Annotated in this window: 27 protein-coding genes; 14 read left to right on the top strand and 13 right to left on the bottom strand. The window is 71.6% G+C overall.

Translation table 11 applies throughout. The features are described from left to right. Positions 1-8: 8 nt before the first annotated feature. Together O9K63_RS13310 and O9K63_RS13305 are read right to left on the bottom strand one after the other, a co-directional pair. Complete coding sequence (locus O9K63_RS13310; protein WP_277238573.1) at positions 9-482, bottom strand: pyridoxamine 5'-phosphate oxidase family protein; 474 nt, start codon at positions 480-482, stop codon at positions 9-11. A gap of 77 nt (positions 483-559) precedes the next feature. Next, a complete protein-coding gene (locus tag O9K63_RS13305; RefSeq protein ID WP_277238571.1) occupies positions 560-1,186 on the bottom strand; it encodes a hypothetical protein in 627 nt (208 codons plus the stop codon). Positions 1,187-1,262: 76 nt separating this feature from the next. Here O9K63_RS13305 and O9K63_RS13300 point away from each other — a divergent pair, with 76 nt between their 5' ends. Beyond that, positions 1,263-2,288 carry an NADP-dependent oxidoreductase gene (locus O9K63_RS13300; RefSeq protein ID WP_277238569.1) on the top strand — a complete coding sequence of 342 codons (1,026 nt, stop codon included), beginning with the start codon at positions 1,263-1,265 and terminating at the stop codon, positions 2,286-2,288. A gap of 69 nt (positions 2,289-2,357) precedes the next feature. On the opposite strand, the gene O9K63_RS13295 is transcribed toward O9K63_RS13300, so the two are convergent. Together O9K63_RS13295 and O9K63_RS13290 are read right to left on the bottom strand one after the other, a co-directional pair. Further along, positions 2,358-3,368, bottom strand: coding sequence for an aldo/keto reductase family protein (locus tag O9K63_RS13295; protein WP_277238567.1), 1,011 nt, complete (start codon positions 3,366-3,368; stop codon positions 2,358-2,360). 80 nt (positions 3,369-3,448) lie between these two features. Further along, positions 3,449-4,258 carry a maleylpyruvate isomerase family mycothiol-dependent enzyme gene (locus O9K63_RS13290; protein WP_277238565.1) on the bottom strand — a complete coding sequence of 270 codons (810 nt, stop codon included), beginning with the start codon at positions 4,256-4,258 and terminating at the stop codon, positions 3,449-3,451. A 106-nt stretch (positions 4,259-4,364) separates the two neighbouring features. Here O9K63_RS13290 and O9K63_RS13285 point away from each other — a divergent pair, with 106 nt between their 5' ends. Both O9K63_RS13285 and O9K63_RS13280 read left to right on the top strand, forming a co-directional pair. Beyond that, a complete protein-coding gene (locus O9K63_RS13285) occupies positions 4,365-5,204 on the top strand; it encodes an NAD-dependent epimerase/dehydratase family protein (protein WP_277238563.1) in 840 nt (279 codons plus the stop codon). Between the two features lie 20 nt (positions 5,205-5,224). Then, positions 5,225-6,007, top strand: coding sequence for an acyl-CoA thioesterase (locus O9K63_RS13280; RefSeq protein WP_277238560.1), 783 nt, complete (start codon positions 5,225-5,227; stop codon positions 6,005-6,007). Between the two features lie 128 nt (positions 6,008-6,135). Here O9K63_RS13280 and O9K63_RS13275 read toward each other — a convergent pair whose 3' ends face one another. Beyond that, positions 6,136-7,599, bottom strand: a complete 1,464-nt coding sequence (locus tag O9K63_RS13275; RefSeq protein ID WP_277238559.1) for a DEAD/DEAH box helicase — start codon at positions 7,597-7,599, stop codon at positions 6,136-6,138. 342 nt (positions 7,600-7,941) lie between these two features. On the opposite strand from O9K63_RS13275, the gene O9K63_RS13270 reads away from it, so the two are divergent. Continuing rightward, positions 7,942-8,220, top strand: a complete 279-nt coding sequence (locus tag O9K63_RS13270; protein ID WP_277238557.1) for a hypothetical protein — start codon at positions 7,942-7,944, stop codon at positions 8,218-8,220. 107 nt (positions 8,221-8,327) lie between these two features. Here O9K63_RS13270 and gdhA read toward each other — a convergent pair whose 3' ends face one another. Next, positions 8,328-9,683, bottom strand: a complete 1,356-nt coding sequence (gene gdhA, locus O9K63_RS13265) for an NADP-specific glutamate dehydrogenase (protein WP_277238555.1) — start codon at positions 9,681-9,683, stop codon at positions 8,328-8,330. 164 nt (positions 9,684-9,847) lie between these two features. On the opposite strand from gdhA, the gene O9K63_RS13260 reads away from it, so the two are divergent. From O9K63_RS13260 to arsC, 4 genes are read left to right on the top strand one after another with little or no spacing between them, the layout of a single operon-like run. Next, positions 9,848-10,162 carry a GNAT family N-acetyltransferase gene (locus O9K63_RS13260; RefSeq protein ID WP_277238553.1) on the top strand — a complete coding sequence of 105 codons (315 nt, stop codon included), beginning with the start codon at positions 9,848-9,850 and terminating at the stop codon, positions 10,160-10,162. A gap of 10 nt (positions 10,163-10,172) precedes the next feature. Beyond that, entirely contained in the window at positions 10,173-11,087 is a 915-nt protein-coding gene (locus tag O9K63_RS13255) for an exodeoxyribonuclease III (protein ID WP_277238551.1), read from the top strand. Positions 11,088-11,117: 30 nt separating this feature from the next. Continuing rightward, on the top strand, positions 11,118-12,518 hold the full coding sequence (locus O9K63_RS13250; protein WP_277238549.1) for a PQQ-binding-like beta-propeller repeat protein: 1,401 nt from the start codon (positions 11,118-11,120) through the stop codon (positions 12,516-12,518). Positions 12,519-12,538: 20 nt separating this feature from the next. Further along, a complete protein-coding gene (arsC, locus tag O9K63_RS13245) occupies positions 12,539-12,895 on the top strand; it encodes an arsenate reductase (glutaredoxin) (protein WP_277238547.1) in 357 nt (118 codons plus the stop codon). A 114-nt stretch (positions 12,896-13,009) separates the two neighbouring features. On the opposite strand, the gene O9K63_RS13240 is transcribed toward arsC, so the two are convergent. After that, positions 13,010-13,330, bottom strand: coding sequence for a putative quinol monooxygenase (locus tag O9K63_RS13240; RefSeq protein WP_277238545.1), 321 nt, complete (start codon positions 13,328-13,330; stop codon positions 13,010-13,012). 72 nt (positions 13,331-13,402) lie between these two features. Between O9K63_RS13240 and O9K63_RS13235 the strand changes: the two genes are divergently transcribed. Both O9K63_RS13235 and O9K63_RS13230 read left to right on the top strand, forming a co-directional pair. Continuing rightward, positions 13,403-14,479 carry an App1 family protein gene (locus tag O9K63_RS13235; protein ID WP_277238543.1) on the top strand — a complete coding sequence of 359 codons (1,077 nt, stop codon included), beginning with the start codon at positions 13,403-13,405 and terminating at the stop codon, positions 14,477-14,479. Continuing rightward, on the top strand, positions 14,472-15,332 hold the full coding sequence (locus tag O9K63_RS13230; RefSeq protein WP_277238541.1) for an Fpg/Nei family DNA glycosylase: 861 nt from the start codon (positions 14,472-14,474) through the stop codon (positions 15,330-15,332). The genes O9K63_RS13235 and O9K63_RS13230 overlap by 8 nt, the downstream gene beginning before the upstream one ends. A 15-nt stretch (positions 15,333-15,347) precedes the next feature. Here O9K63_RS13230 and O9K63_RS13225 read toward each other — a convergent pair whose 3' ends face one another. Continuing rightward, a complete protein-coding gene (locus O9K63_RS13225) occupies positions 15,348-16,076 on the bottom strand; it encodes a FadR/GntR family transcriptional regulator (RefSeq protein ID WP_277238539.1) in 729 nt (242 codons plus the stop codon). 162 nt (positions 16,077-16,238) lie between these two features. Between O9K63_RS13225 and O9K63_RS13220 the strand changes: the two genes are divergently transcribed. From O9K63_RS13220 to O9K63_RS13205, 4 genes are read left to right on the top strand one after another with little or no spacing between them, the layout of a single operon-like run. Continuing rightward, a complete protein-coding gene (locus tag O9K63_RS13220; protein WP_277238537.1) occupies positions 16,239-17,966 on the top strand; it encodes an L-lactate permease in 1,728 nt (575 codons plus the stop codon). Continuing rightward, positions 17,963-18,754: a (Fe-S)-binding protein gene (locus tag O9K63_RS13215; RefSeq protein WP_431190327.1), complete on the top strand. Its 792-nt coding sequence runs from the start codon at positions 17,963-17,965 to the stop codon at positions 18,752-18,754. The genes O9K63_RS13220 and O9K63_RS13215 overlap by 4 nt, the downstream gene beginning before the upstream one ends. A gap of 44 nt (positions 18,755-18,798) precedes the next feature. Then, positions 18,799-20,214, top strand: a complete 1,416-nt coding sequence (locus O9K63_RS13210) for a LutB/LldF family L-lactate oxidation iron-sulfur protein (RefSeq protein WP_277242325.1) — start codon at positions 18,799-18,801, stop codon at positions 20,212-20,214. Beyond that, positions 20,211-20,909, top strand: a complete 699-nt coding sequence (locus tag O9K63_RS13205; protein WP_277238535.1) for a LutC/YkgG family protein — start codon at positions 20,211-20,213, stop codon at positions 20,907-20,909. The genes O9K63_RS13210 and O9K63_RS13205 overlap by 4 nt, the downstream gene beginning before the upstream one ends. 149 nt (positions 20,910-21,058) lie before the next feature. On the opposite strand, the gene O9K63_RS13200 is transcribed toward O9K63_RS13205, so the two are convergent. The 5 genes from O9K63_RS13200 to O9K63_RS13180 form a co-directional block, all read right to left on the bottom strand. Continuing rightward, the gene (locus tag O9K63_RS13200) at positions 21,059-21,907 is read right to left on the bottom strand and encodes a DUF4097 family beta strand repeat-containing protein (protein ID WP_277238533.1); all 849 of its coding nucleotides are present in this window, start codon (positions 21,905-21,907) and stop codon (positions 21,059-21,061) included. A 3-nt stretch (positions 21,908-21,910) separates the two neighbouring features. Further along, positions 21,911-22,576: a response regulator gene (locus tag O9K63_RS13195; RefSeq protein WP_277238531.1), complete on the bottom strand. Its 666-nt coding sequence runs from the start codon at positions 22,574-22,576 to the stop codon at positions 21,911-21,913. After that, entirely contained in the window at positions 22,573-23,871 is a 1,299-nt protein-coding gene (locus O9K63_RS13190) for a sensor histidine kinase (protein ID WP_277238529.1), read from the bottom strand. The genes O9K63_RS13195 and O9K63_RS13190 overlap by 4 nt, the downstream gene beginning before the upstream one ends. Positions 23,872-24,007: 136 nt before the next feature. Next, entirely contained in the window at positions 24,008-24,787 is a 780-nt protein-coding gene (locus O9K63_RS13185; protein WP_277238526.1) for a fructosamine kinase family protein, read from the bottom strand. A gap of 136 nt (positions 24,788-24,923) precedes the next feature. After that, the gene (locus O9K63_RS13180; protein WP_277238524.1) at positions 24,924-26,402 is read right to left on the bottom strand and encodes an NAD-dependent malic enzyme; all 1,479 of its coding nucleotides are present in this window, start codon (positions 26,400-26,402) and stop codon (positions 24,924-24,926) included. Positions 26,403-26,597: the final 195 nt, after the last annotated feature.

The raw sequence follows: 26,597 nt of genomic DNA, 5'->3' as shown, positions 1-26,597 counted from the left end.
CTCCCGGATCACAGGGAGACGGTGCCGGAGTCGCCGGGCTTGGCCTGGTGGTCGCCGACGACGCCCTTGGCCATCTCCACCACCAGCGCGGCCTTCCCGGGCGACTCCCAGTAGGAGGCCGTCTCCGCGGTGACCGTGAGCACCGTGCTGTTGGGGTCCTCGGGGCCACCGGGCATGAAGGCGGCGTTCCCCGGCCCCCAGAGCTGCTCGAGCAGGCTGCGGTCGTCGTTGCGTCGGGCGGTGCCGCTGAGGCTGACCCACCCGTCATCGGAGGAGTAGGCGACGTTGACCTGTGGGGTGGCCGCGATGGCGGACATCTTGTCGGCGACGGCCTCGGTGATGAAGTGCACGACCCCCGGGTCGTCGAAGTCCTGCGTGGCCATCGGCATGGACACCAGACGCCCCTGCTCGTCGACATAGGTCAGGACCGCGATCCGCGTGTTTTTCATGATCGAGGTGACGACGTCCTTCTCGTGCGGCATGTGGCTCTCCTTCTCAGGCATGGAGGTGCGGCACCGGAGGGCGCCGCAGGTCGGCGCACTACCCGGTCACGGGGTGTTCACACCCGCACGACGGTGGTGGTGACCCGGGTCAGGGACGGGCGCGCGGGGGTGGAGCTGAAGCCGAACCGCGGGTCGGGGGCGACATCGCCCAGGCGCCCCAGGTCCCGGCCCTGCCAGGTCCCGGCCACGTGGGTGACGGCGTGCTGGTCGCGGGCGCCGTAGTACTCCCGGCGCCCGTTGCCGGCGCTGCCCCGGGTCCGCACGCCCGGGTGGACCAGGCGTGCCACCGGGTCGGCGAGGGTCGCGAAGACCCGACTGCGGGAGAGGGGCCCGGGTATCGCCGCCAGCAGCCACCCGGTCGCCGTCCGCGAGCCGAGGTCGAGGCGGGCGACCAGGGGGCCGGCCTCGACGAGCCAGCGGGTGCCGGCCTCCGCCGCGGTCTCGGTCAGCGCGACGTCGCATCGCACCACCTCGTCGAAGGTGTAGGTCGAGGTGACGTAGTCGGCCACCGCCTCGGTGGGCGCCAGGAGCACCCGGCGGTCGTCGGCGGTGGCGACCATGACATCGGTGAAGGAGCCGAGCGGCGAGCCGGCCCAGTCGCCGACCACGAGCCGTACCCCGCTGCTCGTCCCGGCCCCGAGGATCCGCCCGTCGAACCGGTCCACCGTCCGCCTGCGTGCCACGCGCCCATCCAAGCAGTGTGGATGAATTGCGTACAACCAAGTTGTGCACAACCCGGTTGGGTGCAACTGTCGCCGCATGCAGCCCGAACACTCCGCAGAAACCCCGACCACCACCCGTCAGATCTCCCTGGCCTCCCGACCGCACGGCGCGCCGACGCCGGAGAACTTCCGCCTCGAGACCGTCGACCTGCCGGAGCCGGCAGACGGCGAGATCCTCGTGCGCAACACGCTCATGTCGGTGGACCCCTACATGCGCGGGCGGATGAACGACGCGAAGTCCTATGTCGCCCCCTTCCGGATCGATGCCCCGTTGGACGGCGGGGCGGTCGGCGAGGTCATCGCCTCGCGCTCGGCGGATGCACCGGTCGGGGCCCACGTCCTGCACGGTCTCGGCTGGCGCGAGCACGTCACGCTCCCCGCCGCGGAGGCGAGGGTCATCGACACCGATGCCGCGCCGGCATCCGCCTACCTCGGCGTCCTGGGCATGCCCGGGGTGACCGCCTACGTGGGTCTGACCGTCATCGCCGGGATGCGTGAGGGGGAGACCGTCTTCGTCTCCGGCGCCGCGGGAGCCGTCGGGCAGGTCGCCGGCCAGATCGCCAAGGCCCTCGGTGCCGCGCGGGTGGTCGGCTCGGCCGGCTCCCCGGCGAAGATCGAGCGCCTGCTCGAGCTCGGCTACGACGCGGCCTTCAACTACAAGGAGACCTCCGTGCGCGACGGCCTGCGCGAGGTCGCCCCGGACGGCATCGACGTCTACTTCGACAACGTCGGCGGCGACCACCTCGAGGCGGCGATCAGTCACCTCAACCGCTTCGGACGCGTGGCGATGTGCGGGGCGATCTCCCAGTACAACGCGACCGAGCCCGCCCCGGGCCCGCGCAACCTGTTCCAGGCCATCGGCAAGGGTCTGACCCTGCGCGGCTTCATCGTCGGTCAGTACCCGCACCTGGCCGACGAGTACCGCGCCCACGCCGCCACCTGGCTGGCCGAGGGACGGCTGGTCGGGGACGAGACCGTGCGCGAGGGTCTCGAGGGCGCGCCGCGGGCCTTCATGGACCTGCTCGAGGGCGCGAACACCGGCAAGATGCTCGTGCGCCTCTGAGCTCGTGCGTCTCCGAGACGGAGCACGGCCTCACCCGCGACGCGGGCGCGGCCGTGTCGGCTCGGGCGGTCAGCTCGGGCGCTCCTGCGGCGCCTGCTTGGCCGTGATCGCCGGGTCGCTCGCGACGTGGTCGCCGAGGACGTCGTCGATCCTCGTCATGACCTCCGGCTCGAGCACCACGCCAGAAGCAGCGACGTTCTCCTCGACCTGCTCGGGGCGCGAGGCCCCGATGATGGCGGCCGAGACGTTGTCGTTCTGCAGGACCCATGCCACGGCGAGCTGGGCCATCGTCAGGTCCAGCTCCTCGGCGATCGGCCGCAGACCCTGCACGGCGGTCAGGAGGGCGTCGTCATTGACCCGGCCGGCGATCGACTGGCCGGCCTCCTCGTGGGCGGCGCGGCTCCCTTCGGGCAGCGGCTGACCGGGCTGGTACTTGCCGGTGAGGATGCCCTGGGCGATCGGGGACCACACGACCTGGGAGAGGCCGAGCTCCTGGCAGGTCGGGACGACCTCGCCCTCGATGACCCGGTGGATCATCGAGTATTGCGGCTGGTTGGAGATCAGCCGGATGCCGAGCTCCTTGGCCAGCGCGTGCCCCTCACGGATCTGCTCGGCGGTCCACTCGCTGACGCCGATGTACAGGGCCTTGCCGGAGCGCACGACGTCGGCGAAGGCCTGCATCGTCTCCTCCAGCGGCGTCTCCGTGTCGAAGCGGTGCGCCTGGTAGAGGTCGACGTACTCCGTGCGCAGCCGCACCAGCGAGGCGTCGATCGACTCGCGGATGTGCTTGGCGGACAGGCCGGAGTCGTTGTGCCCCTTGGGCCCGGTCGGCCAGTAGACCTTCGTGAGGATCTCCAGCGACTCGCGCCGCTCCCCCACGAGCGCCTCGCCGAGGACGCTCTCCGCGGCGGTGTTGGCGTAGACGTCGGCGGTGTCGAAGGTCGAGATGCCGTGGTCGAGCGCGGCGCGCACGCACGCCTTCGCCGCGTCCGCCTCCACCTGCGACCCGTGGGTGAGCCAGTTGCCGTAGGCGATCTCGGAGATCTTCAGACCGCTGTTGCCGAGGTATCGATGCTTCATGCCGCCACGCTACGCGGGCCGGAGGCCTGGGTCGAAGACGAAGCGCGGCCTCGAGGTCGCGCTTCGTCTTCGACTGCGGCTCACGGGGTGACGTTGAGCCGCCCCAGCACCTGCGCGGCCACGTCCGCGTCGCCGGTCACCGCGACGTCGGCGTCCGCAGGCGCGAGCCGCCCGCCGGTGAGCAGCAGCCAGGTCTCGTCGCTCATCTCCAGTACGACCGCCTCCACCTCGGCGCCGTCCTCGGGGTCGAAGGGGGCGGCTCGCCCGTCCTCGCCGACCCGAGCGGTGAGGACCCGGCCCTGCGGACCGCTGACGTGGGCGACGACGGAGGTGCCGGCGGGCAGCTTGCGCAGCGCAGCCGGGAAGGCAGCGGTCATCACGCCCGCGACGTGCGCCGCCCCCGTGGTCGCCGTGGTCATCGGCCGGCCGGTCGCGCGGCGGATGTCCTGCTCGTGGACCCACAGGTCGATGGGCCGGTTGCGCAGCCAGGTCCGCATGTCCCAGCCCAGCTCGCCGGCGAGGCCGAGCGCGGGGGCCTTCGGGTCGCTCAGGTCCGCGCTCGCCAGCGCCTCGCGACGCACGGCGCACGCCCGCTCGAGCTCGGTGAGCAGCTCCTCGGCCGACCGATCACGCCGGGCGGCGACCCCGGCCCGGGTGACCTCGATCGGCATCGGCTGGTTGCGGGCCGGCTCGACCACGACCCGACCGCCCGCCGGCTGCTCGAAGCCAGCCGCCTCGGACTCCAGGTGGGTAAGGTGGGCAAGGACGTCGCGCACGGTCCAGCCGGGGAGCGCCGGGCGGCCCCACTCCTCCTCGGACAGGTCGTGGAGGAGGCTCAGGAGATCCTGCGCAGCCTCGTCCCACACGGTCAGCGGGTCAGCATTGGTCATGGCGACACCCTAGAGCGCCGAGGTTTTCGCAGGAGCCCAAGCAGTTGCGGTGCCTGGCTTGCAGGAGCCCAAGCAGTTGCGGGTGAGGGCGTGGGACCATCGGGCGGTGACCTCCTACCGAGCTGACGGATCCCCCCTTCGCGTCGTGCTCATCGGCGCCGGTGACCTCGGGATCCGCGTCGGGACCACCCTCGCCGACGCCGGCCACCACGTCACCGGTGTCCGCCGCACCATCGAGGCACTCCCACCTCAGATCACCGGTGTCTCCGCGGACCTCGCCACCGACGATCTGCCGGACCTGCCCGCGGACCTGCTGCTCGTCGCGCTCGCGCCCGACCAGCGGGACGAGACCGGGTACCGCCACACCTACGTCGAGGCGATGCGCCGGGGGGTCGATGCCGTGCTGCGCGCCGGCACCCCGCAGCGGGCGGTGCTCATCTCCTCGACGAGCGTCTACGGCGACCTCGAGGGGGACATCGACGAGGACACCGCACCCGCGCCGTCCACCGGGCGGGCGGAGGTGCTGCTCGAGGCCGAGCGGCTCTTCCACGAGCGGACGAAGGGGGCGGTGCTGCGCCTCAGCGGTCTGTACGGGGCGCCGGGCAACCGCCTGGTCACCCGGGTCCGGCGCGGCGAGAACCCCGACCCGGGGAAGTGGACGAACCGGATGCACCGCGACGACGCGGCCGCTGCCGCCGTGCACCTGCTCACCCGGGTCGACCCGCTGCAGCCGCTCTACATCGGCACCGACGACGAGCCGGCACCCGCCGGAGCCGTGCGGGACTTCGTCGCCGACGAGCTCGGTCTGCCGCGCCCGGCACCGACCGGGAGCACTGAGCCGAGCGGTCGTCGGATGAGCAACGCACGGTTGCGGGAGAGCGGTTTCCGGCTGCGGTACCCGACCTTCCGTGAGGGCTACCGGGCACAGGTGCAGCTCGACTCCTGAGGCCTGCTTAGGGTGAGCCCATGAATCTGCAGGAGATGCTCGACCAGGCCGCCACCGGCACCGCCCACGTCGAGGAGGGCTGGGGCCAGGGCCGCGCCACCTACGGCGGGCTCGTCGGGGGGCTGATGCACTCCGCGCTGCGGGCCCAGCTGCCCGCGGACGTGCCGCTGCGCAGCCTCACGGTCAACTTCGTCGCGCCGGTCACGCCCGGCCCGGCCGAGGTCGACGTGCAGATCCTGCGCTCGGGCAAGAGCGCGACGCAGGGCCTGGTGACGCTGCGCCAGGCGGACACGGTCGTGGCTGCGGCGCTGGCCGCCTTCGGCGCGCCCCGAGAGTCGGCGCTGACGGTGCGCTCGGCGATGGCGATGCCGCAGCTGCCCGAGCCCATGACGATCGACCCGCTGCCCTACATCCCCGGGATGACGCCGGACTTCTTCCAGCACGTCGAGATGCGCCTGGCCGACGGGAACGTCCCCTACTCGGGCGCGGAGACGTCGCACATGACGGGGTGGATGCGCTTCCGCGAGGCGCCGCCGACCTTCGACGAGCGGCACTTCGTCAGCCTCGCCGACTCCTGGCCGCCCGCGGTGATCCAGATGCTGGCGAAGCCCGCGCCCGGCAGCAGCCTCACCTGGACCCTCGAGCTCCTCGACGACGTGACCGCCGAGCCGGACACCCACTGGGCCTATGCCGTGCACACCGACCATGCCGCGGACGGGTACGCCCACACCGACGCCCGCATCTGGCACCCGGACGGTCGGCTCGTGGCGATCAGCCGGCAGACGGTGTCCGTGTTCGGCTGAGGGGCAGAGCCAACCTCACCGAACGAAAGGATGGGCCGGTCCTTGGGGCTTCGCAAGCTCAGCCCCTGAGTCGGACCGACCCATCTTTCGTCGCTTCGGGAACACCGTCCCCGCGCTCAGGCGTCCGCTCAGCGGCTGCGACCCGAGCTGCTGGAGGAGAAGGCGACGACGCTGCCACCGCGGGAGTTGCCGCCCTGGCGCGAGCCGCCGCTGCGGCCCTGACCGGCACCGCGCGACTGGCCGCCGCGACCGGAGCCCTGGCCGTTGCGGTTGCGACCGGCGCCGCCGCGCTCACCGCGACCACCGGCGCCGCCGCCGTTGCGACCGCCCTGGCCACCACGGCCGGAGCCGCCACGACCACCGCCGCGGGAACCCCCCTTCGCCCCGGTCTGCTGCTGCGGGGTCGCGGCGACGAAGCCGCCGGGGTAGGCCCGCTCACCGGGGGCGAGCTCAGCGAGGAGCGCGTCGCCGGAGGTGACCTTGGTCGTCGTCGGCTTGATGCCGGCCTTGCGGGTGAGGTCACGCACGTCGCGGACCTGCTCGTCGGTCATGAGCGTGACGACCGTGCCCTCGGCACCGGCGCGGGCGGTCCGGCCCGAGCGGTGGAGGTAGGCCTTGTGCTCGACCGGCGGGTCGGCGTGGATGACGAGGGCGACGTCGTCGACGTGGATGCCGCGGGCGGCGATGTCCGTGGCGACGAGCGTCTGGGCCGCACCGGAGTGGAAGGCGTCCATCGAGCGGGTGCGCGCACCCTGGCTGAGGTTGCCGTGCAGCTCGACCGCGGGGACCCCGGCGGCGTTGAGCTGGCGGGCCATCCGCTTGGCGCGGTGCTTGGTGCGGGTGAAGACGACCTTGCGACCGGGGGCCGCGACGAGGTCGGTGAGGACCGGCAGGTGCTGGTTGGACTGGATGTGCAGCACGTGGTGGGTCATCTTCGCGACCGGGGACTGCGCAGAGTCGGCCTCGTGGGTGACCGGCTGGTCCAGGTAGCGCTTGACGATCTGGTTGATCGCGCCGTCGAGCGTGGCGGAGAAGAGCATCCGCTGGCTGCCGCGCGGGGTCTTGTCGAGGATGCGCTTCACGCCGGGGAGGAAGCCGAGGTCGGCCATGTGGTCGGCCTCGTCGAGGATCGTGATCTCGATGGAGTCGAGGTTCACGTGGCCCTGGTTCATCAGGTCCTCGAGGCGGCCGGGGCAGGCCACGACGACGTCGACGCCCTTGGCGATGGCGTTGACCTGGGGGTTCTGGCCGACGCCACCGAAGACGGTGCGGCTGCGCATGCCGAGGACGGCGGCGAAGGGGGCGAGGGCCTCGTCGATCTGCGTCGCCAGCTCACGGGTCGGCGCGAGGATGAGGGCGCGGGGACGCCGGCTCTGGCGGCGCTTGTCGCTGGCCGCGAGGCGGGTGAGCATCGGCAGCACGAAGGCGAGGGTCTTGCCCGAGCCGGTGCGCCCGCGGCCGAGGACGTCACGGCCGGCGAGGGAGTCCGGCAGCGTCGCGGCCTGGATGGGGGTGGGGGTGGTGATGCCGTCCTTCTCGAGGATCGAGGTGAGGGCGGTGGGCACGCCGAGGTCGGCGAACGTGGTGGTCACGAAGGGGTGCTCCTGAGGGAGTCATGATGCTTCGGTTCTGCCCGGCGCGGACCCGCACAGGGCGGTCGCGGCGCGTTGGCATCGTTGCAAGAAGAAGAGCAGCACGCTGCAGAACTGGGCGGCTGCTGTGTCCAGTCTACAGGTGACGGAGGCCGTGACTCACCACGGTTGTGTGTTGAACCGGTGGTCCCCGCTGCCGGGGACGCCGTGTGCGGTGAACCGGCACCTGGAGCTACCGGTTCAACACACAACTATTCCGGGACTCGACGTCAAAGCTGCGGTTGAGCTACGACCCGTCGAGGGGAGCTGACTCCCCCTTCGCCGGAGCTCAGGGTGGGCGGTATGTACCGAGACGTCACGGATCGACCCGACCACACCGCCGAGTTGACCCTCTTGCGAGCGCGACTGCACGCGCCGCACCTCAGCGCCCTGGAGGCGGGGGCGATGCTCGCGGTGGTGGAGCTGCTTCGTCGACACGAGCAGGGGCGGTTCGAGATCTGCGAGAACCCCTACTGCGTCTCGCTCGTCTCGCTGTGCCTCGGCTCGCGCTTCGAGGTGACGCACGACCAGGACGACCTCGACGAGCGGTGCGGGTGCGACTGCCACGAGCCGATCACCTGACGAGCCGAGCGTCAGCCGCACTTCGTATCGTCCGCCGCAGTACGAACTACTGCAGACGATACGAAGGGCTGCCTGCAGTAGTTCGTATCGGTGGGGCGCGTGGTGGATCAGATGACGCCCTGCGCCACCATCGCGTCGGCGACCTTGATGTAGCCGGCGAGGTTGGCGCCCATGACGTAGTCGCCGGGCTGGTCGAACTCGGCCGCGGTCTCGACGCAGTTGCGGTGGATGTCGCGCATGATGTCCTCGAGGCGCGCCTCGGTCTCCTCGAAGCCCCAGGAGTCGCGGCTGGCGTTCTGCTGCATCTCCAGTGCGGAGGTGGCGACACCACCGGCGTTGGAGGCCTTGCCGGGTGCGTAGAGCACCTTGGCGTCGCGGAAGACCTCGACGGCACCCGGCACGCACGGCATGTTCGCGCCCTCGGCGACGAGCTGGAGCCCGTTCTCGACGAGGACCTTGGCGTGGTCCCCGGTCAGCTCGTTCTGCGTGGCGCACGGCAGGGCGACGTCGCACGGGACGTCCCAGATGGAGCCGTCGGCCACGTGCCGGACGGATCCCCCCTTCGCCCGGGCGTAGTCGGTCAGGCGACCGCGCTGGACCTCCTTGATCTCCTGCAGCAGCGCCAGGTCGATGCCGTCCTCGTCGACGACGTAGCCGCCCGAGTCGGAGACGGCGATGACCTTGCCGCCGAACTGGTGGATCTTCTCCACGGCGTAGATCGCCACGTTGCCGGAGCCGGAGACGACGACCGTCTTGCCGTCGAGGGACTCGCCCCTCTCCTTGAGCATCTCCTGGGCGAAGAAGACGGTGCCGTAGCCGGTCGCCTCCGTGCGCACCTGCGAGCCGCCCCAGGACAGGCCCTTGCCGGTGAGGACACCGGACTCGTAGCTGTTGGTGATGCGCTTGTACTGGCCGAAGAGGTAGCCGAGCTCGCGGCCACCGACACCGATGTCACCGGCAGGCACGTCCGTGTACTCGCCGATGTGGCGGTAGAGCTCGGTCATGAAGGACTGGCAGAAGCGCATGATCTCCTGGTCCGACTTGCCCTTGGGGTCGAAGTCGGAACCGCCCTTGCCGCCACCGATGGGCATGCCGGTCAGGGAGTTCTTGAAGACCTGCTCGAAGCCGAGGAACTTGATGATCGACAGGTTCACGCTCGGGTGGAAGCGCAGCCCGCCCTTGTACGGGCCGAGCGCGGAGTTGAACTCGACGCGGAAGCCGCGGTTGATGTGCACCTCGCCCGTGTCGGTCGTCCACGGGACGCGGAAGATGATCTGGCGCTCCGGCTCGCAGATGCGCTGCATGATCGACCACTGGGCGTACTCCGGGACCCGGCCCGCGATCGGCGACAGCGACGACATCACCTCGTAGACCGCCTGGTGGAATTCCTTCTCACCGGGGTTTCGGGCGATCACCTCGTCGAAATGGTTCGTGAAGAGGGGGTGGAGCGCGGGAGCAGACATGCGGATCTTCTCCATCATCGTCGGGGCGGGTTCAGGGGGGCCACGGTAGCGGCCCGGCCGCCGGTCCCGTGTGCCTGTCCTTTGGGTGAGAAGACACGCACACCCCCGGCAACCCGGGGAAGTGGCCTCTCTCACAGGTCTGGGCGCGTGGCACAGTGGCCCCCATGACTACCTCCGTCACCCGCGAGAGCAACCCGGACCGTTTCGAGATCACGACCGAAGGGAGAGTGGCGGGGTTCACGCAGTTCACGGACCACGCAGGCCGTCGTGTCTTCTCCCACACCGAGATCGGCGAGGACTTCGGCGGACAGGGCCTGGGCGGGATCGTCGTCGGCGAGGCGATCGAGGCGACCCGCGAGGACGGCTTGCTCATCGTCCCGTTGTGCCCCTACGTCAAGACGTGGCTCACCAAGCACCCCGAGCACAGCGACGTCCACTCCGACCCCACGCCGGCGGACATCGCCGCGGTCGGTGCCTGACCCGGCCCGCATGCGCGTCGCCACCTTCAACGTCAACGGTATCCGGGCGGCGCAGCGCCGTGGCTTCGAGCAGTGGCTCGCCGAGCGCGACCCGGACGTCGTCGCGCTCCAGGAGGTCCGCTGCTCCCCGGACAAGCTGCCGCAGGGTGTCTTCGGCGAGTACCACCTGACCTACGAGCCCGGCCACATCGCCGGCCGCAACGGCGTCGCCGTGCTCACCCGCGAGCGCCCGGCGGCCGTGCGCACCTGGGACGGTGAGGTGCTCATGCGCGCCCCCGGTGAGGAGCACACCCACCGGGAGCCCTCCCCGCCCGGGACGATGGCGCGGGGACTGGCCCCCTTCGCCTCCGAGGGGAGGTACGTCGAGGTGGACCTGTCCGACCGCTCGGTCACCGTCGCCTCCCTCTACCTGCCGAAGGGGGGTCTACCGGCCCATCTGCAGAAGTCGGGTGGGCGCGAGGCGCCGGACGGCGGGGCGAAGTACGAGCGCAAGATGGGCTTCCTCGCCTCCTTCGCCCGGCAGCTCGACCGCTCCCGCAAGGCGGCGCGGGCCGCGGGCCGGGACTTCCTGCTCCTCGGTGACCTCAACGTCGCTCACACCCGCCAGGACCTGACCAACTGGCGCGGGAGCGCCAGGTCGGAGGGATTCCTGCCGGAGGAGCGCGAGTGGTTCTCCTCGATCGTCTCACCGCGCACCCTCATCGACGTCGTGCGCCACGTGCACCCGGACGCGGACGGACCGATGTCGTGGTGGTCGTGGATGGGCGGCGCCTTCGACCGGGACACCGGCTGGCGGATCGACTACCACCTCGCGACCCCCGCGCTGGCCAAGCGGGCCGTGGCCGCCGGGACCGACCGACCGGCCAGCGCGGCCGAGCGCGTCAGCGACCACGCGGCCGTCGTCGTCGACTACGTCGACGCCTGACCGGAGACCACGAGAAGGGGGCTCACCCGCATGACCCACACCCGGCGGATCCGCGCGGTCGGTGCCGCGCTGGCCGTCGGTGTGCTCGCCGGGTGCAGCCTCGTCGGTGACGACCCCGCCCCCGAGGGCGAGCCGCCGGAACAGGCGTCCGACCGTGTGACGGCGTTCCGCGAGACCGGACGGCCCGTGACGCACGACCTCCTGGCGACGATGGGTAGGGCACCCACGCAGCTCTTCACCCTGCCCGTCGCCGCGACGGACCCGCGGGAGGAGTGCAGCGAAGCGACGTGCGTCGTCACCTGGCGACCGATCGACGCCGACACCGTCGTGGCCGAGGGCACCGTCAGCGGCTCCCGCGAGGGCCGGCACGACTTCCGCTCCGCCGTCGACCTGACGACCGGTGAGGTGGCGTGGTCGACCTCCGAGTCCGTCCCCGCGGGGCAGGTCGACGCCGGCGAGATCTGCGTCGGCGGGAGCGCCGACGCGCTCGTCTGCGTGGAGACCGGGACCAGCGGCCCCGACCAGTACGCCTTCCGCACCATCTCGGCGGACAACGGCGGGCAGGTGGCGCGCGCCCCCTTCGCCGAGGTCGCGCCCTACGCCGGCGCGCCGACCCCGCAGGACTCGACGATCGTCGGGATGAGCGCCGAGCGCCGCGGGGACGAGGTCTACGTCAGCGTGCTCGTCCAGGAGGACGAGGCCGCCACCCGGACGGCGTCGGTGCACGCGGCGAGGATCGGTGCCGACGGCTCGATCGTGTGGCACAACCAGTCACCGGCCAGCATCGGCGACGGGATCCTCAGCGAGACCCACCTGCTCGGCGACGAGCTCGTCCTCACCCACGTGACCACCGAGGCCGGCGAGCCCTTCGCCCTCTCCGCCGAGACCGGCGACCTCGTCGTGATGTCCTCGGACAACGCCGACGCGCTGACCGGCATCACCGAGTCCGCCCGCCGGTTCGTCGACGACGGCAGCGCCACCGACCACCGCTTCCTGTACGACGGGTCCCGCAACACCCAGGTGGTGCCCGCCGGTGACGTGGACGAGGACCCGCTGTGGAGCATCCCCTCCGACGTGGGGCTGGGAGCCGTGTGCGGTGGGGTCGTGGCCCTGACCGACGACCCGTACGACGACGTGACGGGGCACGCCGTCTCGGTGCGCGCCCTCGAGGACGGCCGCGAGCTGTGGCGTCGCCCCCTGCCGGACGAGGCCGCGATCTCGTGCGACGGCGACCACCTCCTCGTGGCCGACGACGACGGGCTGACCGCGCTGGCCCCCGAGACGGGTGAGCGGGCGTGGTCGGTCGACGGCCCGTGGGACCAGGCGCGCGCCATCACGGCCCTCGACCCGACCGGGGCGTCGGAGCGCTTCGCGGTGATCGGCTCCGACGCCGCCGGCGAGGAGACGGTCACCGTCTACCAGGCCCGGTAGACAGCGCTACGGTGACAGCCATGAGTGACCTCACCGTGCTGCACAACCCGAAGTGCTCGACCTCCCGCTCCGCCCTCGAGACCCTCGACGCGGCCGGCAAGCAGGCCGAGGTCGTCCAGTACCTCAAGGAGCCCCTCGACGAGGGGGCCCTGCGCGAGCTGATCGCCAAGCTCGAGGACGAGCCGACCGACCTCGTGCGCCGGGACTCGTTCTTCAAGGACCAGGGGCTGAGCGACGACGACGTCGCCACGACCGACCAGGTCGTCGCCGTCCTCGTGGAGCACCCGCGCCTGATGCAGCGGCCGGTCATCGTCAAGCACGACCGCGCGATCATCGGCCGCCCCAAGGACCGCGTCGCCCCCTTCGTCGAGGACTGAGCGCAACCCGGAGCCCACTCAGCAAGAGAAACCCCCGCTTCGCAAGAGTCTGGAACTCCTGCGAAGCGGGGGTTTATCGGGTCACCCGGAAATCGGGGGGCTGGTGGTGCGAGCTCAGTCGACCTTGAGCTCGCCCATCTCCTCCCAGCCGGTGCCGTCGACGACGCGGCTGATGATGCGCGGGGTCTCGGCGAGCGCGGGCCGCATGGTCTCCAGACCCTTGGCGAAGTGCTCGCTGCTCACGTGCGCCTCACCGGCGTCGTCCTGGAAGGCCTCGACGAGCACCCACTCGTGCTCGTCCTCCAGGCTCTTGCTCCACTCGAAGAAGATGTTGCCCGGCTCGGCGCGGGTGGCTTCGGTGAACTCCCGGACGAGCTCGGGCCACTGCTGCGTCCACTCGGGCCTGGTGCGGTACTTCACGACGATGAGGATCATGTCCTCACGCTAACGCGGTCCGCAGCGCCCCGTGGTGAGCCGATGCGGGTCGTCCTCCCCTAGGCTCGGAGCATGCCGAGACCGCACTCCGCCGCGATCATCGAGGACGCCTGGCACCGCCAGGTGGCCGGTGCCATGCGTCGCCGCGGATGGGGCACGCGGGTGCTCGCCCACACCGGGTACGGCAGCGTGGACCGGGTGCGCGTCCTCGGCCGGGTGCTGATGACCCGCCGCCCGTACGCCCCGGCCGCGGCCGACGCCCGGGCGACCTGGCTGGAGCTGCGCACCGCCGACAACGAGCGAAGGGGGTGGCGCTTCTTCTTCGCCACCCCGGCCAGCGGCGAGCCGGTCACCGTGACCATCGGGGAGAAGGAGTTCCGCACCCGGGTGGACCGCTCCGGCATCCTCGACCTGACGATCACCGGCCACGGCCTCGGGCCGGGCTGGCACGACCTGCACCTGTCCTCACCGCGCGCCGCGGACACGACGGCGGCGGTCTTCATCGTCGACCCGGAGGAGACCTTCGGGATCGTCTCCGACATCGACGACACGATCATCACGACGACGATGCCGCGACCGATGATCGCCGCGTACAACACCTTCTTCCGCCACGAGGGCACCCGCCGGGCCGTCCCGGGGATGGCGACGATGTACCGCGAGCTGCTGCGCGAGCACCCGCGCGCACCGATCATCTACGTCTCGACGGGCGCGTGGAACGCCGTGCCGCCCCTGACCCGCTTCCTGCGGCGGGCCGGCTACCCGCTCGGGCCGATGCTCATGACCGACTGGGGCCCGACCAACACCGGCTGGTTCCGCTCCGGCCAGGACCACAAGCGCGCCTGCCTGCACCGCCTCGTGCGGGAGCTGCCCGAGGTCAGGTGGGTGCTCATCGGCGACGACGGGCAGCACGACCCGAGCATCTACGGCGAGTTCGCCGAGCAGCGCCCGGACCGGGTGCGCGCCATCGGCATCCGCGTGCTGTCCGCGACCGAGCAGCTGCTGAGCCACTTCACCCCGATCGCCACCGACGCCTACGAGCAGCACGTCGGCGTCCAGCTGCCGATCTGCCACGCGGCCGACGGCTACACGATGCTGGAGCAGATGCGCCGGGCCCTCGGGACGACCTCCCCGGAGCGGAGCGATGCCTGAGCTGCCCGAGGTGCAGGGACTCGTCGACTTCCTCGACGAGCACCTCGGCGGGCTGGCCGTCGAGTCGCTGGAGCTCGCCTCCTTCACCGTCCTGAAGACGGTCGACCCGCCGCCGCAGGCCCTGGCCGGTGCGCCGGTCGACGGGGTCCACCGGCACGGCAAGTTCCTCGACATCGACTGCGACGGGACCCACCTGGTCATCCACCTGGCGCGCGCGGGGTGGATCCGCTTCAGCGAGGAGCTCCCCCGCACGATGCTGCGGCCGGGCAAGTCCCCCGTCGCGCTGCGGCTGCGGATGTCCGACGGCTCGGGCTTCGACCTCACCGAGGCGGGGACGAAGAAGAGCGTCGCCGCCTACCTCGTCCGCGACGTGCAGGACGTGCCGGGCATCGTCCGCCTGGGCCCCGACCCGCTGTCCCCGGACTTCACCCGGGAGGCCTTCGGTGAGCTGCTCGCCGGGCGCCCGGCACAGGTCAAGGGCGTCCTGCGCGACCAGTCGCTCATCGCCGGGGTCGGCAACGCCTACTCCGACGAGGTGCTGCACGTGGCGCGACTGTCCCCCTTCGCCCATGCCGCGAAGCTCACCGACGACGAGGTCGACGTCCTCTACGAGGCGCTGATCACGACCCTGACCGACGCGGTCGCCGCCGCCTCCGGCAAGCCGGCCCAGCAGCTCAAGGACGCCAAGCGCGCGGGGATGCGCGTCCACGGCCGCACCGGCGAGGAGTGCCCGGTGTGCGGGGACGTCGTGCGCGAGGTCAGCTTCGCCGACCGGTCCCTGCAGTACTGCGCGACCTGCCAGACCGGCGGCAAGGCACTCGCCGACCGGCGCACGAGCAAGTTCCTCAAGTAGGGCGAAGGGGGTCGGTCACGCCTGCGGGGTGATCAGGCGCCAGGCGGAGCGGATGTGCTCCTCGGTGATCTCCGCGGCAGCGTCCCCGTCCCCGGCAACGACCGCGTCGTAGATCGCCCGGTGATCAGCTCGCAGCTTGTTGGCGACCTCGTCCCACGCACCGACGGTACGGAAGGCGTCGAGGATCGGCAGCCGCATCGACTCGCGGATCGCAGCCGTGAAGTCCCGGGCGAGGTGGTTGCCGGCGGCCGAGGCGAGCGCGACGTGGAAGGCGGTGTCGCAGTCGTTGAAGGTCACCCGGTCGATGTCCGGGTCCGACATCCGCTCGAGCAGCTCCTCGATCGACGCGAGGTGCTCGGGCGTCGCGTTGGTCGCCGCCAACCGCACGCTCAACGACTCCAGGGAGACCCGCACCTCGAGGACGTCGGGTACGGGGAAGTTGGCCAGGGCCACGTGCAGTCGCAGCAGGCGACCGAGGGCGCCGCTCGGCACGGCGGTGATGATCGTCCCGCCCGCTCCCCCGGCGCCCACAGCGGAGCGGACCACGCCCTGGGCCTCCAGCGTGCGGACCGCCTCACGCACGGCCCCGCGGCCGACCTCGAGCATCCTCGCCAGCTCGCGCTCGGCGGGGAGGGTGTCCCCGACCGCCAGGCGGCCGCCGAGGATCTGCTCGTCGACCCACGCGAGCACGATCTCGTAGGCCTTGGGGGCCCGAGCCGGTGCTGGGGTGGCGTCAACGGTCACCAGCACAGGATGGCACGCGCCGAGGCTGTGGAGAACAGATGGTCGGACCATTGCGGGAGGACAATGGTCCGACCATTGACACGCCACGGCGCGGTCCTCTACAGTCGGCCACCTGAATGGTCCGACCATTACTCCTGCCCAACGAAGTGCACCCGGAGACCCATGAGCACCGCTGCAGCACCAGCCGCCTTCCAGCCCGACATCGCCCCGGTCGCGGACAGCCTCGTCGCCTCTGCCCTCGTGGCCCTCCTCCCGCTCGTGACGATCTTCGTCACCCTCGGCGTCCTTAAGTGGAAGGCCCACTGGGCCGGCCTGAGCTCGGTCGCCGTCGCCATCCTCGTGGCCGTCCTCTTCTTCGGGATGCCGATCGACCTGGCGTTCCTCTCCGCGACCGAGGGAGCCGTCTTCGGCCTCTTCCCGATCATGTGGATCGTCTTCACGGCGATCGTCCTGTACCAGGTCACGGTGCGCTCGGGTCACTTCGAGGACCTGCGCGCGACCTTCCGGCTGATCTCCGACGACCCGCGCATCCAGGCGATCATCATCGCCTTCTGCTTCGGTGCCCTCCTCGAGGCGCTGGCCGGCTTCGGCGCCCCGGTGGCCATCACCGGCGTCATGCTCATGGCCGTCGGCTTCGCCCCCCTTCGCGCCGCCACAGTCGTACTGCTGGCCAACACCGCCCCCGTCGCCTTCGGTGCCATCGCCATCCCGATCATCACCGCCGGCAACCTCACCGGCATCCCCTACCAGGAGATCGGCGCCTACGTCGGTCACCAGGCCCCGGTCATCGCGGTCTTCGTCCCGCTGCTCCTCGTGCTCATGGTCGACGGCAAGCGCGGCGTGAAGCAGACCTGGCCGGCAGCCGTCGTCATCGGCCTCACCTTCGCGGTCACCCAGTGGATCTCCGCCACGTGGATCTCGGTCGAGATGACCGACATCATCGCCTCGCTGGTCTCCCTGGCCGTCGCCGTCGCCTTCCTGCGCGTCTGGCAGCCCACCGGTGGCGACGCGGCCATCGACTCCCTGCAGGTCGAGCGCGAGAAGCAGTTCGCCATGGTGGGCGCCGGCGGGGACCACCCGACGACAGCCGCTGGTGAGCACCACGTCTCCCCCGAGGAGCTCGACGCACAGGCCGACGCGCTCACGCCCCGGTCGATCGCCTGGGCGATGTTCCCCTACGTCCTCGTCGTCGCGGTCTTCTCGATCGCCAAGCTGGTCCCGCCGGTCGACGCCTTCCTCACCGGTACCAACGTGGCGGTCCCGTGGCCCGGTCTCGACGGCCAGGTCCTCAACCACGACGGCAGCGTCAGCGGCTCCACCACCTACGGCTTCCCGTGGCTCTCCTCCCCCGGCACCCTGCTCCTGATCTGCGGCATCGTCGTCGCGCTCGTCTACGGCATCGGCTTCTCCGGCCTCTTCGCCGAGATGAAGGCAGTCGCCATCCAGATGCGCTTCGCCTTCCTCACCGTCGCCTCCGTGCTGGCACTGGCCTACGTCATGAACCTCTCCGGCCAGACGATCACCATCGGCGCCTGGATCGCCGGCACCGGCACCGCCTTCGCCTTCTTCAGCCCGCTCCTGGGCTGGATCGGCACGGCGGTCACCGGCTCGGACACCAGCGCCAACGCCCTCTTCGCCACGCTGCAGCAGAGCGCCGCCGAGCGCGCCGGGATCGACCCGACCCTGCTCGTCGCCGCGAACACATCCGGTGGTGTGGTCGGCAAGATGATCAGCCCGCAGAACCTGACCATCGCAGCCACCGCCGTCGGTATGGTCGGACAGGAGTCCGCGATCCTGCGAAAGGTGCTGCCATGGAGCGTCGGTCTGATCATCGTGATGTGCCTACTGGTGGGCCTCCAGTCGACGATCCTGTCGGGGATGCTCCCGTGAGCACCGCCGCCGAGACCACCGCGACACCCGCGCCGAGGGCCGCCGGCCCGAAGGTCGCCCTCTTCGCCACCTGCTTCAACGACACGATGTGGCCGGAGACGCTCAAGGCGACCGTGCGGCTGCTCGAGCGCCTCGGGTGCGAGGTCGAGTTCCCGATGGAGCAGACCTGCTGCGGCCAGATGCAGACCAACACCGGCTACGGCAAGGACGCGGCACCGCTGGTGCGCCGCTTCGTCGACGTCTTCGACGGGTACGACGCGGTCGTCGCCCCGTCGGGGTCGTGCGTCGGGTCGGTGCGCGAGCAGCACGCGACGATCGCCCGGGAGGTCGGCGACGACGCCCTCCTCGATCGCGTGGAGGAGACGGCGCCCCGCACGTACGAGCTCTCGGAGTTCCTCGTCGACATGCTCGGCGTGACCGACGTGGGGGCCTACTTCCCGCACCGGGTGACCTACCACCCGACCTGCCACTCGCTGCGCATGCTGCACGTGGGCGACAAGCCGCTGTCGCTGCTGCGCGCCGTCAAGGGCATCGACCTCGTCGAGCTGCCCGGGGCGGAGGAGTGCTGCGGCTTCGGCGGGACCTTCGCGATGAAGAACGCCGACGTCTCCATCGCCATGGGGGCCGACAAGGCCCGCCAGATCACCTCGACCGATGCGGAGGTCGTCGTCATGAGCGACAACTCCTGCCTGGCGCACGTCGGCGGGCTCCTGTCCCGTCACCGATCCGGGGTGCGACGCCTGCACCTGGCCGAGATCCTCGCGAGCACGGAGGAGGAGCAGCTGTGACCACCACCCGACCGGGCCCCCTGCAGGAGACCTCACCGACCTTCATGGGCATGCCGGCCTTCCCCGAGGCGGCCGAGGAGGCGCTGGGCAAGACCCAGCAGCGGCACAACCTCCACCACGCCACGCACACGATCCGCGCCAAGCGCGCCGGCGTCGTCGGCGAGCTCGACGACTGGCAGGCCCTGCGCACCGCGGGTGCCGACGCCAAGGACGAGGCCCTGGCCCACCTCGCGGACTACCTCGAGCAGCTCGAGGAGAACCTCACCGCCAACGGCGCCACCGTCCACTGGGCGCGCGACGCCGAGGAGGCCAACCGGATCGTCACCGCGCTGGTCAAGGCCAAGGAGACCGACGAGGTCGTCAAGGTCAAGTCGATGACCACCCAGGAGATCGAGCTCAACGAGGCCCTGCGCGAGGCCGGCATCGACGCCTGGGAGACCGACCTGGCCGAGCTGATCGTCCAGCTCGGCGGCGACCTGCCCAGCCACATCCTCGTCCCGGCGATCCATCGCAACCGCAGCGAGATCCGCGAGATCTTCCTGCGGGAGATGGGCCAGGTCGGCCGGGCCGCGCCCGAGGACCTCACCGACGACCCGGCCCGCCTCGCCGAGGCCGCCCGACTGCACCTGCGGGAGAAGTTCCTGCGGGCGAAGGTCGGGATCTCGGGGGCGAACTTCGCCATCGCCGACACGGGCAGCCTCGTGGTCGTCGAGTCGGAGGGCAACGGCCGGATGTGCCTGACCCTGCCCGAGACACTCATCTCCGTCGTCGGCATCGAGAAGGTCCTGCCGAGCTGGGACGACCTCGCTCCGATGCTGCAGCTGCTGCCTCGCTCGAGCACCGGCGAGCGGATGAACCCCTACACCTCGACGTGGACGGGCACCCACGACGGGGACGGCCCGCAGGAGGTGCACGTCGTCCTGCTCGACAACGGCCGCACGCACGTCCTCGGCGACAGCATCGGGCGCCAGGCGTTGCGGTGCATCCGCTGCTCGGCCTGCCTCAACGTCTGCCCGGTCTACGAGCGCACCGGCGGCCACGCCTACGGCTCGGTCTACCCGGGGCCGATCGGTGCGGTGCTCAACCCGCAGCTGCGCGGCACCGCGAGCGAGGTCGACAAGTCGCTGCCGTACGCCTCGACCCTGTGCGGCGCCTGCTACGAGGTCTGCCCGGTCAAGATCAACATCCCCGAGCTGCTCGTGAAGCTGCGCGGCGCGGTCGCCGACCAGGAGCGACCCAGCGCCGAGTCGGCCGCGATGGCCGCCGCCGGCTGGGTGCTGTCGGACCCGCGCCGCCTCGGCGCCGCACAGAAGGCCGCGAACTCCGTCGGTCGCCTCCTCGGTGACCGCACGATCCGCACCGTTCCGGGCATGGGCGCGTGGACGAGTGCCCGGGACGTGCCCACACCCCCCACGGAGTCCTTCCGGCAGTGGTGGGCTCGCGAGAGGGGGACGCAGTGAGCAGCGCCAAGCAGGAGATCCTCGACCGGATCCGCGGGGCGACCGCGGACATCACCACGGAGGCGAAGGGGGTCCCCGCCCCCACCGGGACCGCGTCGCCCGGGGCGACCCCGCCTGAGGGGATCGGGCCCGAGACGACCCCGCCGGGCACCGCACCGGAGGCCGCGATTCTGGACCGCTTCGCGGAGGCGGTCGCCGACTACGAGGCGCGGGTGCTGCGGGTGCACGAGTCCAACCTCCCCGACACGATCGCGCAGGTGCTGCGCGACGTGGACTGCCGCTCGGTGATCGTCCCCGACGGGATCGACGCGGAGTGGACCGGCTCCCTGGGGACGGCGCCCGAGGTGGTGCGGGACACCCCTTCGCTCGCCGCGGCCGACCTGGACCGGGTCGACGCCGTCCTCACCGCCTCCGCGGTCGGGATCGCGGCGACCGGGACCATCGTGCTGGACCACCGGGCGGACCAGGGCCGACGCGCCCTGACGCTCGTCCCGGACACCCACGTGTGCGTCGTGCGCACCGACCAGGTGGTCGCGGACGTGCCCGACGCGGTCTCCCGGCTGCGGCCGGACCCACGGGACGCGCGGCCGCTGACGTGGATCAGCGGGCCGAGCGCCACGAGCGACATCGAGCTGGAGCGGGTCGAGGGTGTCCACGGCCCGCGGACCCTGGTCGTGCTCCTCGTCTCCGCCTGAGCGACGCACCGCACACGGTCCCCTCCGGCGTCCTTGTGCCGTACCTCGTGTGGTGGGACGCATCCCACCGCATGAGGTACGGCACAAGCGCGCCACCAGGCCCATGGTCACGAGGCGAGCGACCGTGCTGGGCACGGGCCACCGGCGGCTCAGGAGGCGGAGAGGCTCACCGACCCGACGCCGCCCTCGACGACGACCGTGCGGTCCGACGTGGGGTCGCTGCCGAGGTCGTTGTGCACGTCCCCGACACCCCCGCTGGCGTCGACGTCGTAGGCGGCGGTGTCCGGCAGCTGCACCGAGACGCCGCCGACGCCGACCTTGGCGCGCACGTGCTGCGGGGGCTCGACCGCCTCGACCCACAGCGCGCCGGCACCGAGGTTGGCGGTGATGCGCCCGGCCGTGGACTCGGCGATCCGCACGTCACCGACCCCGGTCTCGACGTCGACGTCACCGTCGATGCCCTCGACCGTGACCCGGCCGACGCCCTCCTCGATCTCCACGTCCGCACCCTCGGGCACGACGACCGTCCAGTCGGTCGAGCAGGGCAGGACGATCCCGGAGGGGCAGGTCGCCTCCAGCGACGCGGTACCGCCGGTGACGTCGACGGAGGCGTCCGGCCGGCTCAGGCCCCACTCGGTCGTCCGGGTCACCCTCGGCTCCTCACCGGCGTCGGCCGCGCGGACGCGTACGTCACCGACGGCGTTGTCGATCTGCAGACGGGAGATGTCCGCGGGCAGGGCCTGCTCGCTCGTGGACGTCTGCTTCAGCATCGGCCCGGCGAGGAGGACCCCGACCCCGAGCACGAGGACGATGGTGAGCAGGCCCGCGACGACCCAGATGGGGCCGGAGGGGGTGCGAGACGGGGGCACCTCCGCCGCGAGCCGTGCGGACTCGGCGCGCCTGGTCTCACGCGTCCGCTGGGCGTCGCGCAGGTAGCGCTCGCGCATCTCCGGGTCCTGGGGCTCACCGGGTCGGGTGGGCACGGGCGTCTGGGACATCGGTCAGTCCTCCTGGTCGAGCCAGCGGAGCACGGCGAGCACCCGGCGGTGGTCACCGTCGGCTGGTGGCAGGTCGAGCTTGGTGAAGATGGAGGTCACGTGCTTCTCCACGGCCCCGTGGGAGACGAAGAGCTCCTTGGCGATCGCGGAGTTCGTCCGGCCCTGGGCCATGAGGTCGAGCACGTCCCGCTCGCGCGGAGTGAGCGCCGCGAGCGGGTCCGCGTGGCGAGCCCGGGTCAGCAGCTGGGTGACGACGTCGGGATCGAGGACCGTGCCCCCGCCCGCGACGTCCCGCAGGGCGGCGATGAAGTCGCTCGTGTCGGCGACGCGGTCCTTGAGGAGGTAGCCGACCCCCTTCGACTTCGAGGCGACGAGCTCGGTCGCGTACTGCTCCTCGACGTACTGGCTGAGCACCATCACGGCCGTGTCGGGGTGGCTGTCGCGGACCTGGAGCGCGGCGACGATCCCCTCGGAGGTGAAGGTCGGGGGCATCCGCACGTCCACGACCACGAGGTCGGGCCGGTGCTCCTCCACGGCCGCCAGGAAGGTCTCCCCGTCCGGGCACGCCGCCGCGACCTCGAAGCCGGCCGATGTCAGCAGGCGCACGATCCCGTCGCGCAGGAGGACGGAGTCCTCGGCCAGCACGACCTTGGTGGCGGTCTCGCTCATGTCAGGCTCCGTCCGGTGCGAAGGGGGAGGGTCGCGGTCAGGCGGGTCGGCCCGCCGTACGGGGAGTGCACCTCGAGGGTGCCGTCGACGGCGGTGACCCGCTGGCGCAGCCCGGTCAGGCCGGTGCCCCGCGCGGGATCGGCACCGCCGCGGCCGTCGTCGGTGACGACCGTCGTCAGGTGCTCCTCGTCGCGGGTGACGTCCACCCGGGCGTGCTCGGCACCGGAGTGCTTGGCGACATTGGTCAGGGCCTCGCTGACGACGAAGTAGGCGATCGCCTCGGTGGTCGGGTCGAGCCGGCCGACGTCGCGCACGTCCACCGACACCGGGACGGCCGACCGGGCGGCGAGCGCGGGGAGCGCGGCCTCCAGGCCCCGGTCGGCGAGGATCGGCGGGACGATGCCACGGGCGACGTGGCGCATCTCGACGATGGCCTCCTTGGCGGAGCGGTGCGCCTCGTCGATGAGCCCGGCCGCGGACTCGGGGTCGTCGTGGAGCGCCTCCTTGGCCATGCCGAGGGTCATCGCGATGGAGACCATGCGCTGCTGCGGCCCGTCGTGCAGGTCCCGCTCGATCCGGCGGCGCTCGGCCTCGACGGAGTCGACGGCCTCGCGGCGGGAGTCGGTGAGGGTGTCGACGCGGGCCGTGAGGTGCTCGAGGACCTTGCGCTCGTCGCGTCCGAGCAGCCAGCGGGCGAGCACCACGTCGACCGAGGTGAGCAGGTGGGCGACGAGGGGCAGCAGGATCAGGACGACCAGGGCGGACACCCAGGTGATCGCGAGCGCCGTGAAGCCCTGCACCTCCACGAGCCCGTAGATCTCGAAGCCCTGCTCGGGCGAGCGCCCGCTGAGCACCGGGACGATCAGCAGCAGGAGCGTCTGCGCGAGGACGAGCACGGTCAGCCAGCCGGTGACGAAGCCCCACAGCGAGTGCAGCGCCAGGTAGGCGACGCTGCGCCACGAGTGCTCGTCGAGGAAGAGCCGCCGCCACCACGGCTGCTCCCGCCGCGCCGGTGGGTGCACGCGACGGCCGGAGAGGGCGACGATGCGGTGCCGCTCCGCGTGGCCGATGACGCCGGCGAGCCACACGAGCGGGACGAGCAGGAGCAGGCCGATGCCGCCCGCGGTGATGGCCACCGTCGCCCCGATGACGAGCACCGTGAAGACCATCGCCCCGACCGACGTGAGGATGCTCGTCACCAGGAGCAGGACGCTGCCCCAGCCGGCGAGCCAGCGTCGCCCGAGACCGGGCCGCTCCAGCCGCTCCAGTGGTGGATTCATCGTCTGTGTGCTCACGGGACAACTCTCGCAGCCGGAGTCGCCCGGGTCTGCCGAGTTCTCCCCCGAGGCGAAGGGGGGATGTCCCCCCCTTCGCCCTCCTCCCCTGCTCGCTCGCGGCCCATCGCCACCTGGTGCAGGCGATGTGATGGGCTCAGGCGTACCTGCGCGCCATCTCCACGGCCTGCTGGACGTAGCCACCACCGAAGATCACGGCGTGGACCATCACGGGGAAGAGCTGGTGCAGCCCGACCCGCTCCTGCCAGCCGTCCGCCAGGGGCGCGGCCTCGTCGTAGGCCGCGATGATGCGCGCGATGTGCGGGGCGGTGAAGAGGAGCAGCATCGCGAGGTCGGTCTCTGGGTGGCCGCCGTGGGCGGCGGGGTCGATGAGGACGGCGCCCTTGCGGGTCCACAGCACGTTGCCGGCCCACAGGTCGCCGTGGATACGGGCGGGCGGACGGCCGTCGTCGAACTCACCGGTCTCGAGGCGGGCGGCGACGCGTTCGATGACCTCGCTCTCCTCCTCCCACAGCCCCTGGGAGCGGCCGGCGCGCAGCATGTGGCGGATGCGCTGCTCGGCGAAGAAGGCACCCCACGTCTGCGTCGGCTCCACGGGCATCGGCATCGGGGAGTCCCCCGGGCCGATGAACCCGTGGCTGGTCCACCGCGCGGGCGGCGCGCCGAAGGCCGGCGCCCCGGCGGCGTGGGTGGTCGCCAGGGCCGCCCCGAACTCGTCGGCCGCGACATTGGTCGAGGGGGCCGGGGCGTACTTCACGAGGTCGATGTGGGTGACGTCGACGTCCCGCAGCTCGGCGACGTGGGCGCCGCCGTCCGCCTCGGCCTCGGCGAGCCACAGCAGCCCCGCGGCCTCCCAGGAGGAGTAGCCGCGAGGCGCGGCGGAGGTGTCCTTGCGGTAGGTGCGGGGTTCGTTCACGGGACCAAGGGTGCCATTCGTCCCCAGCGCAGCCCGATGCGGACGCGGCCCTTGGTCGCTCGTTCCTCGCTCCCTGAGCCGGGCCACGCCCCCATCGGCCCGCGCTCCCCTGCCGAATCCACCCGGGCGGACTCGGTTACTGCACGCGCGGCATGATGCCGGTGTCGTCCAGCGGTGCGGCGGTGGACCGGGATCCGACCTTGATCGGCCCCGTCTGCGTGCCGGTGGTGGACTTGCCCTCCCCGGAGATCGCGACGGCGACTGCGTCGGCGACCTCGGAGTGGAAGACGCTGGGGATGATGAACGAGGGGTTGATCTCCTCGTCGGTGACGACCCCGGCGATCGCGTCGGCCGCTCGGATGAGCATCTCGGTGGTGATGTCCTCGGCGTGCGCGTCGAGCAGGCCGCGGAAGACACCGGGGAAGGCGAGGACGTTGTTGATCTGGTTCGGGTAGTCGCTGCGGCCGGAGGCGACGACCGTGGCGTACTGCGCGGCCTCGGCCGGGTCGATCTCCGGGTCCGGGTTGGCGAGCGCGAAGACGATCGGGTCCTGCGCCATGCGGTCACGGATCCACTCGGCCTTGAGGATGTTCGGCGCGGAGACACCGATGAAGACGTCGGCGTCCTGGAGCCCGTCCGGCAGGTCGCCGCGGAGCCTGCGCGGGTTGGTGCGCTCGGCGAGCTCCTTCTTGGCGGGCGAGAGCGAGTCGTCGTCACGGGAGAGCAGCCCCTCGCGGTCGAAGACGATGACGTCCTTCGCGCCGGCGGCCAGCAGCAGGGTGACGATGGCCGAGCCGGCGGCGCCACCGCCGGCGACGACGACGTTCGCCTCTTCGAGCTGCTTGCCCACGACGCGCAGGGCGTTGCGCAGGGCGGCGAGGACGACGATGGCGGTGCCGTGCTGGTCGTCGTGGAAGACCGGGATGTCCAGGCTCTCGCGCAGGCGGCGCTCGATCTCGAAGCAGCGCGGCGCGGCGATGTCCTCGAGGTTGATGCCACCGAAGCCGGGGGCGATCATCTCGACCGCGCGCACGATCTCGTCGGTGTCCTGGCTGGCCAGGCAGATCGGCCAGGCATCGATGTCGGCGAACTGCTTGAACAGGGCGGCCTTGCCCTCCATGACCGGCATCGCGGCCTCGGGGCCGATGTTGCCCAGGCCCAGGACCGCGGAGCCGTCGGTGACGACGGCGACGCTGTTGCCCTTGATCGTCAGGCGGCGCGCGTCGTCGGGGTTCTTCGCGATCGCGGTGGAAACGCGACCGACGCCGGGGGTGTAGGCCATCGACAGGTCGTCGCGGGTCTTCAGCGCGACCTTGGAGCGCACCTCGATCTTGCCGCCGAGGTGGAGCAGGAAGGTGCGGTCGGAGACCTTGTGGACGGTCACCCCGTCCACCGACTCCACCGCCTCGACGAGGTCGTCGGTGTGGTCGACGTTGATGCCGGAGCAGGTGACGTCGACGGTGAGCCGGTCGTGCCGCGAGTCGGCGATGTCGATGGCGGTGACGATGCCGCCCTGCTCGGCGATCACGGTGGCCACCCGTCCGACGACGGCGTAGTCCGTGGAGGTGTGCAGGCGGATGGTGACGGAGTAGGACGAGGGGGTTGCGGCGGGCATGTGACCAGTCTCTCACCACGGCGACGGGCCAGCGGCACCGCACGCGACGAGGGGGGCACGAGCAGGGCCATCGGGCGCGATCCACGACTCTGCGCTGATCTTCGCTGCGGTTTAGATTGGCCTAGACAACAGAATCGGGGCGTCGCGCCGAACCCGGCCCACCACCTTCGCCCGCACCCGGGAGCGACGCCCCAC

This window comes from Janibacter cremeus, assembly GCF_029395675.1.
GTDB lineage: Bacteria > Actinomycetota > Actinomycetes > Actinomycetales > Dermatophilaceae > Janibacter > Janibacter cremeus_A.
The sequence above is the reverse complement of the archived record's forward strand: the minus strand, read 5'-3'. Positions and strand labels throughout refer to the sequence as shown.

Excerpts from the sequence above, each read along its gene's own strand:
- O9K63_RS13310 (WP_277238573.1), bottom strand. The coding sequence starts at position 482 with ATGCCGCACGAGAAGGACGTCGTCACCTCGATCATGAAAAACACGCGG.
- O9K63_RS13240 (WP_277238545.1), bottom strand. The coding sequence starts at position 13,330 with ATGATCCTCATCGTCGTGAAGTACCGCACCAGGCCCGAGTGGACGCAG.
- O9K63_RS13180 (WP_277238524.1), bottom strand. The coding sequence starts at position 26,402 with ATGCCCGCCGCAACCCCCTCGTCCTACTCCGTCACCATCCGCCTGCAC.
- O9K63_RS13195 (WP_277238531.1), bottom strand. The coding sequence starts at position 22,576 with ATGAGCGAGACCGCCACCAAGGTCGTGCTGGCCGAGGACTCCGTCCTC.
- O9K63_RS13255 (WP_277238551.1), top strand. The coding sequence starts at position 10,173 with ATGCGCGTCGCCACCTTCAACGTCAACGGTATCCGGGCGGCGCAGCGC.
- O9K63_RS13200 (WP_277238533.1), bottom strand. The coding sequence starts at position 21,907 with ATGTCCCAGACGCCCGTGCCCACCCGACCCGGTGAGCCCCAGGACCCG.
- arsC (WP_277238547.1), top strand. The coding sequence starts at position 12,539 with ATGAGTGACCTCACCGTGCTGCACAACCCGAAGTGCTCGACCTCCCGC.
- O9K63_RS13210 (WP_277242325.1), top strand. The coding sequence starts at position 18,799 with ATGGGCATGCCGGCCTTCCCCGAGGCGGCCGAGGAGGCGCTGGGCAAG.
- O9K63_RS13260 (WP_277238553.1), top strand. The coding sequence starts at position 9,848 with ATGACTACCTCCGTCACCCGCGAGAGCAACCCGGACCGTTTCGAGATC.
- O9K63_RS13280 (WP_277238560.1), top strand. The coding sequence starts at position 5,225 with ATGAATCTGCAGGAGATGCTCGACCAGGCCGCCACCGGCACCGCCCAC.
- gdhA (WP_277238555.1), bottom strand. The coding sequence starts at position 9,683 with ATGTCTGCTCCCGCGCTCCACCCCCTCTTCACGAACCATTTCGACGAG.
- O9K63_RS13250 (WP_277238549.1), top strand. The coding sequence starts at position 11,118 with ATGACCCACACCCGGCGGATCCGCGCGGTCGGTGCCGCGCTGGCCGTC.
- O9K63_RS13300 (WP_277238569.1), top strand. The coding sequence starts at position 1,263 with ATGCAGCCCGAACACTCCGCAGAAACCCCGACCACCACCCGTCAGATC.
- O9K63_RS13220 (WP_277238537.1), top strand. The coding sequence starts at position 16,239 with ATGAGCACCGCTGCAGCACCAGCCGCCTTCCAGCCCGACATCGCCCCG.
- O9K63_RS13230 (WP_277238541.1), top strand. The coding sequence starts at position 14,472 with ATGCCTGAGCTGCCCGAGGTGCAGGGACTCGTCGACTTCCTCGACGAG.
- O9K63_RS13290 (WP_277238565.1), bottom strand. The coding sequence starts at position 4,258 with ATGACCAATGCTGACCCGCTGACCGTGTGGGACGAGGCTGCGCAGGAT.
- O9K63_RS13235 (WP_277238543.1), top strand. The coding sequence starts at position 13,403 with ATGCCGAGACCGCACTCCGCCGCGATCATCGAGGACGCCTGGCACCGC.
- O9K63_RS13270 (WP_277238557.1), top strand. The coding sequence starts at position 7,942 with ATGTACCGAGACGTCACGGATCGACCCGACCACACCGCCGAGTTGACC.
- O9K63_RS13295 (WP_277238567.1), bottom strand. The coding sequence starts at position 3,368 with ATGAAGCATCGATACCTCGGCAACAGCGGTCTGAAGATCTCCGAGATC.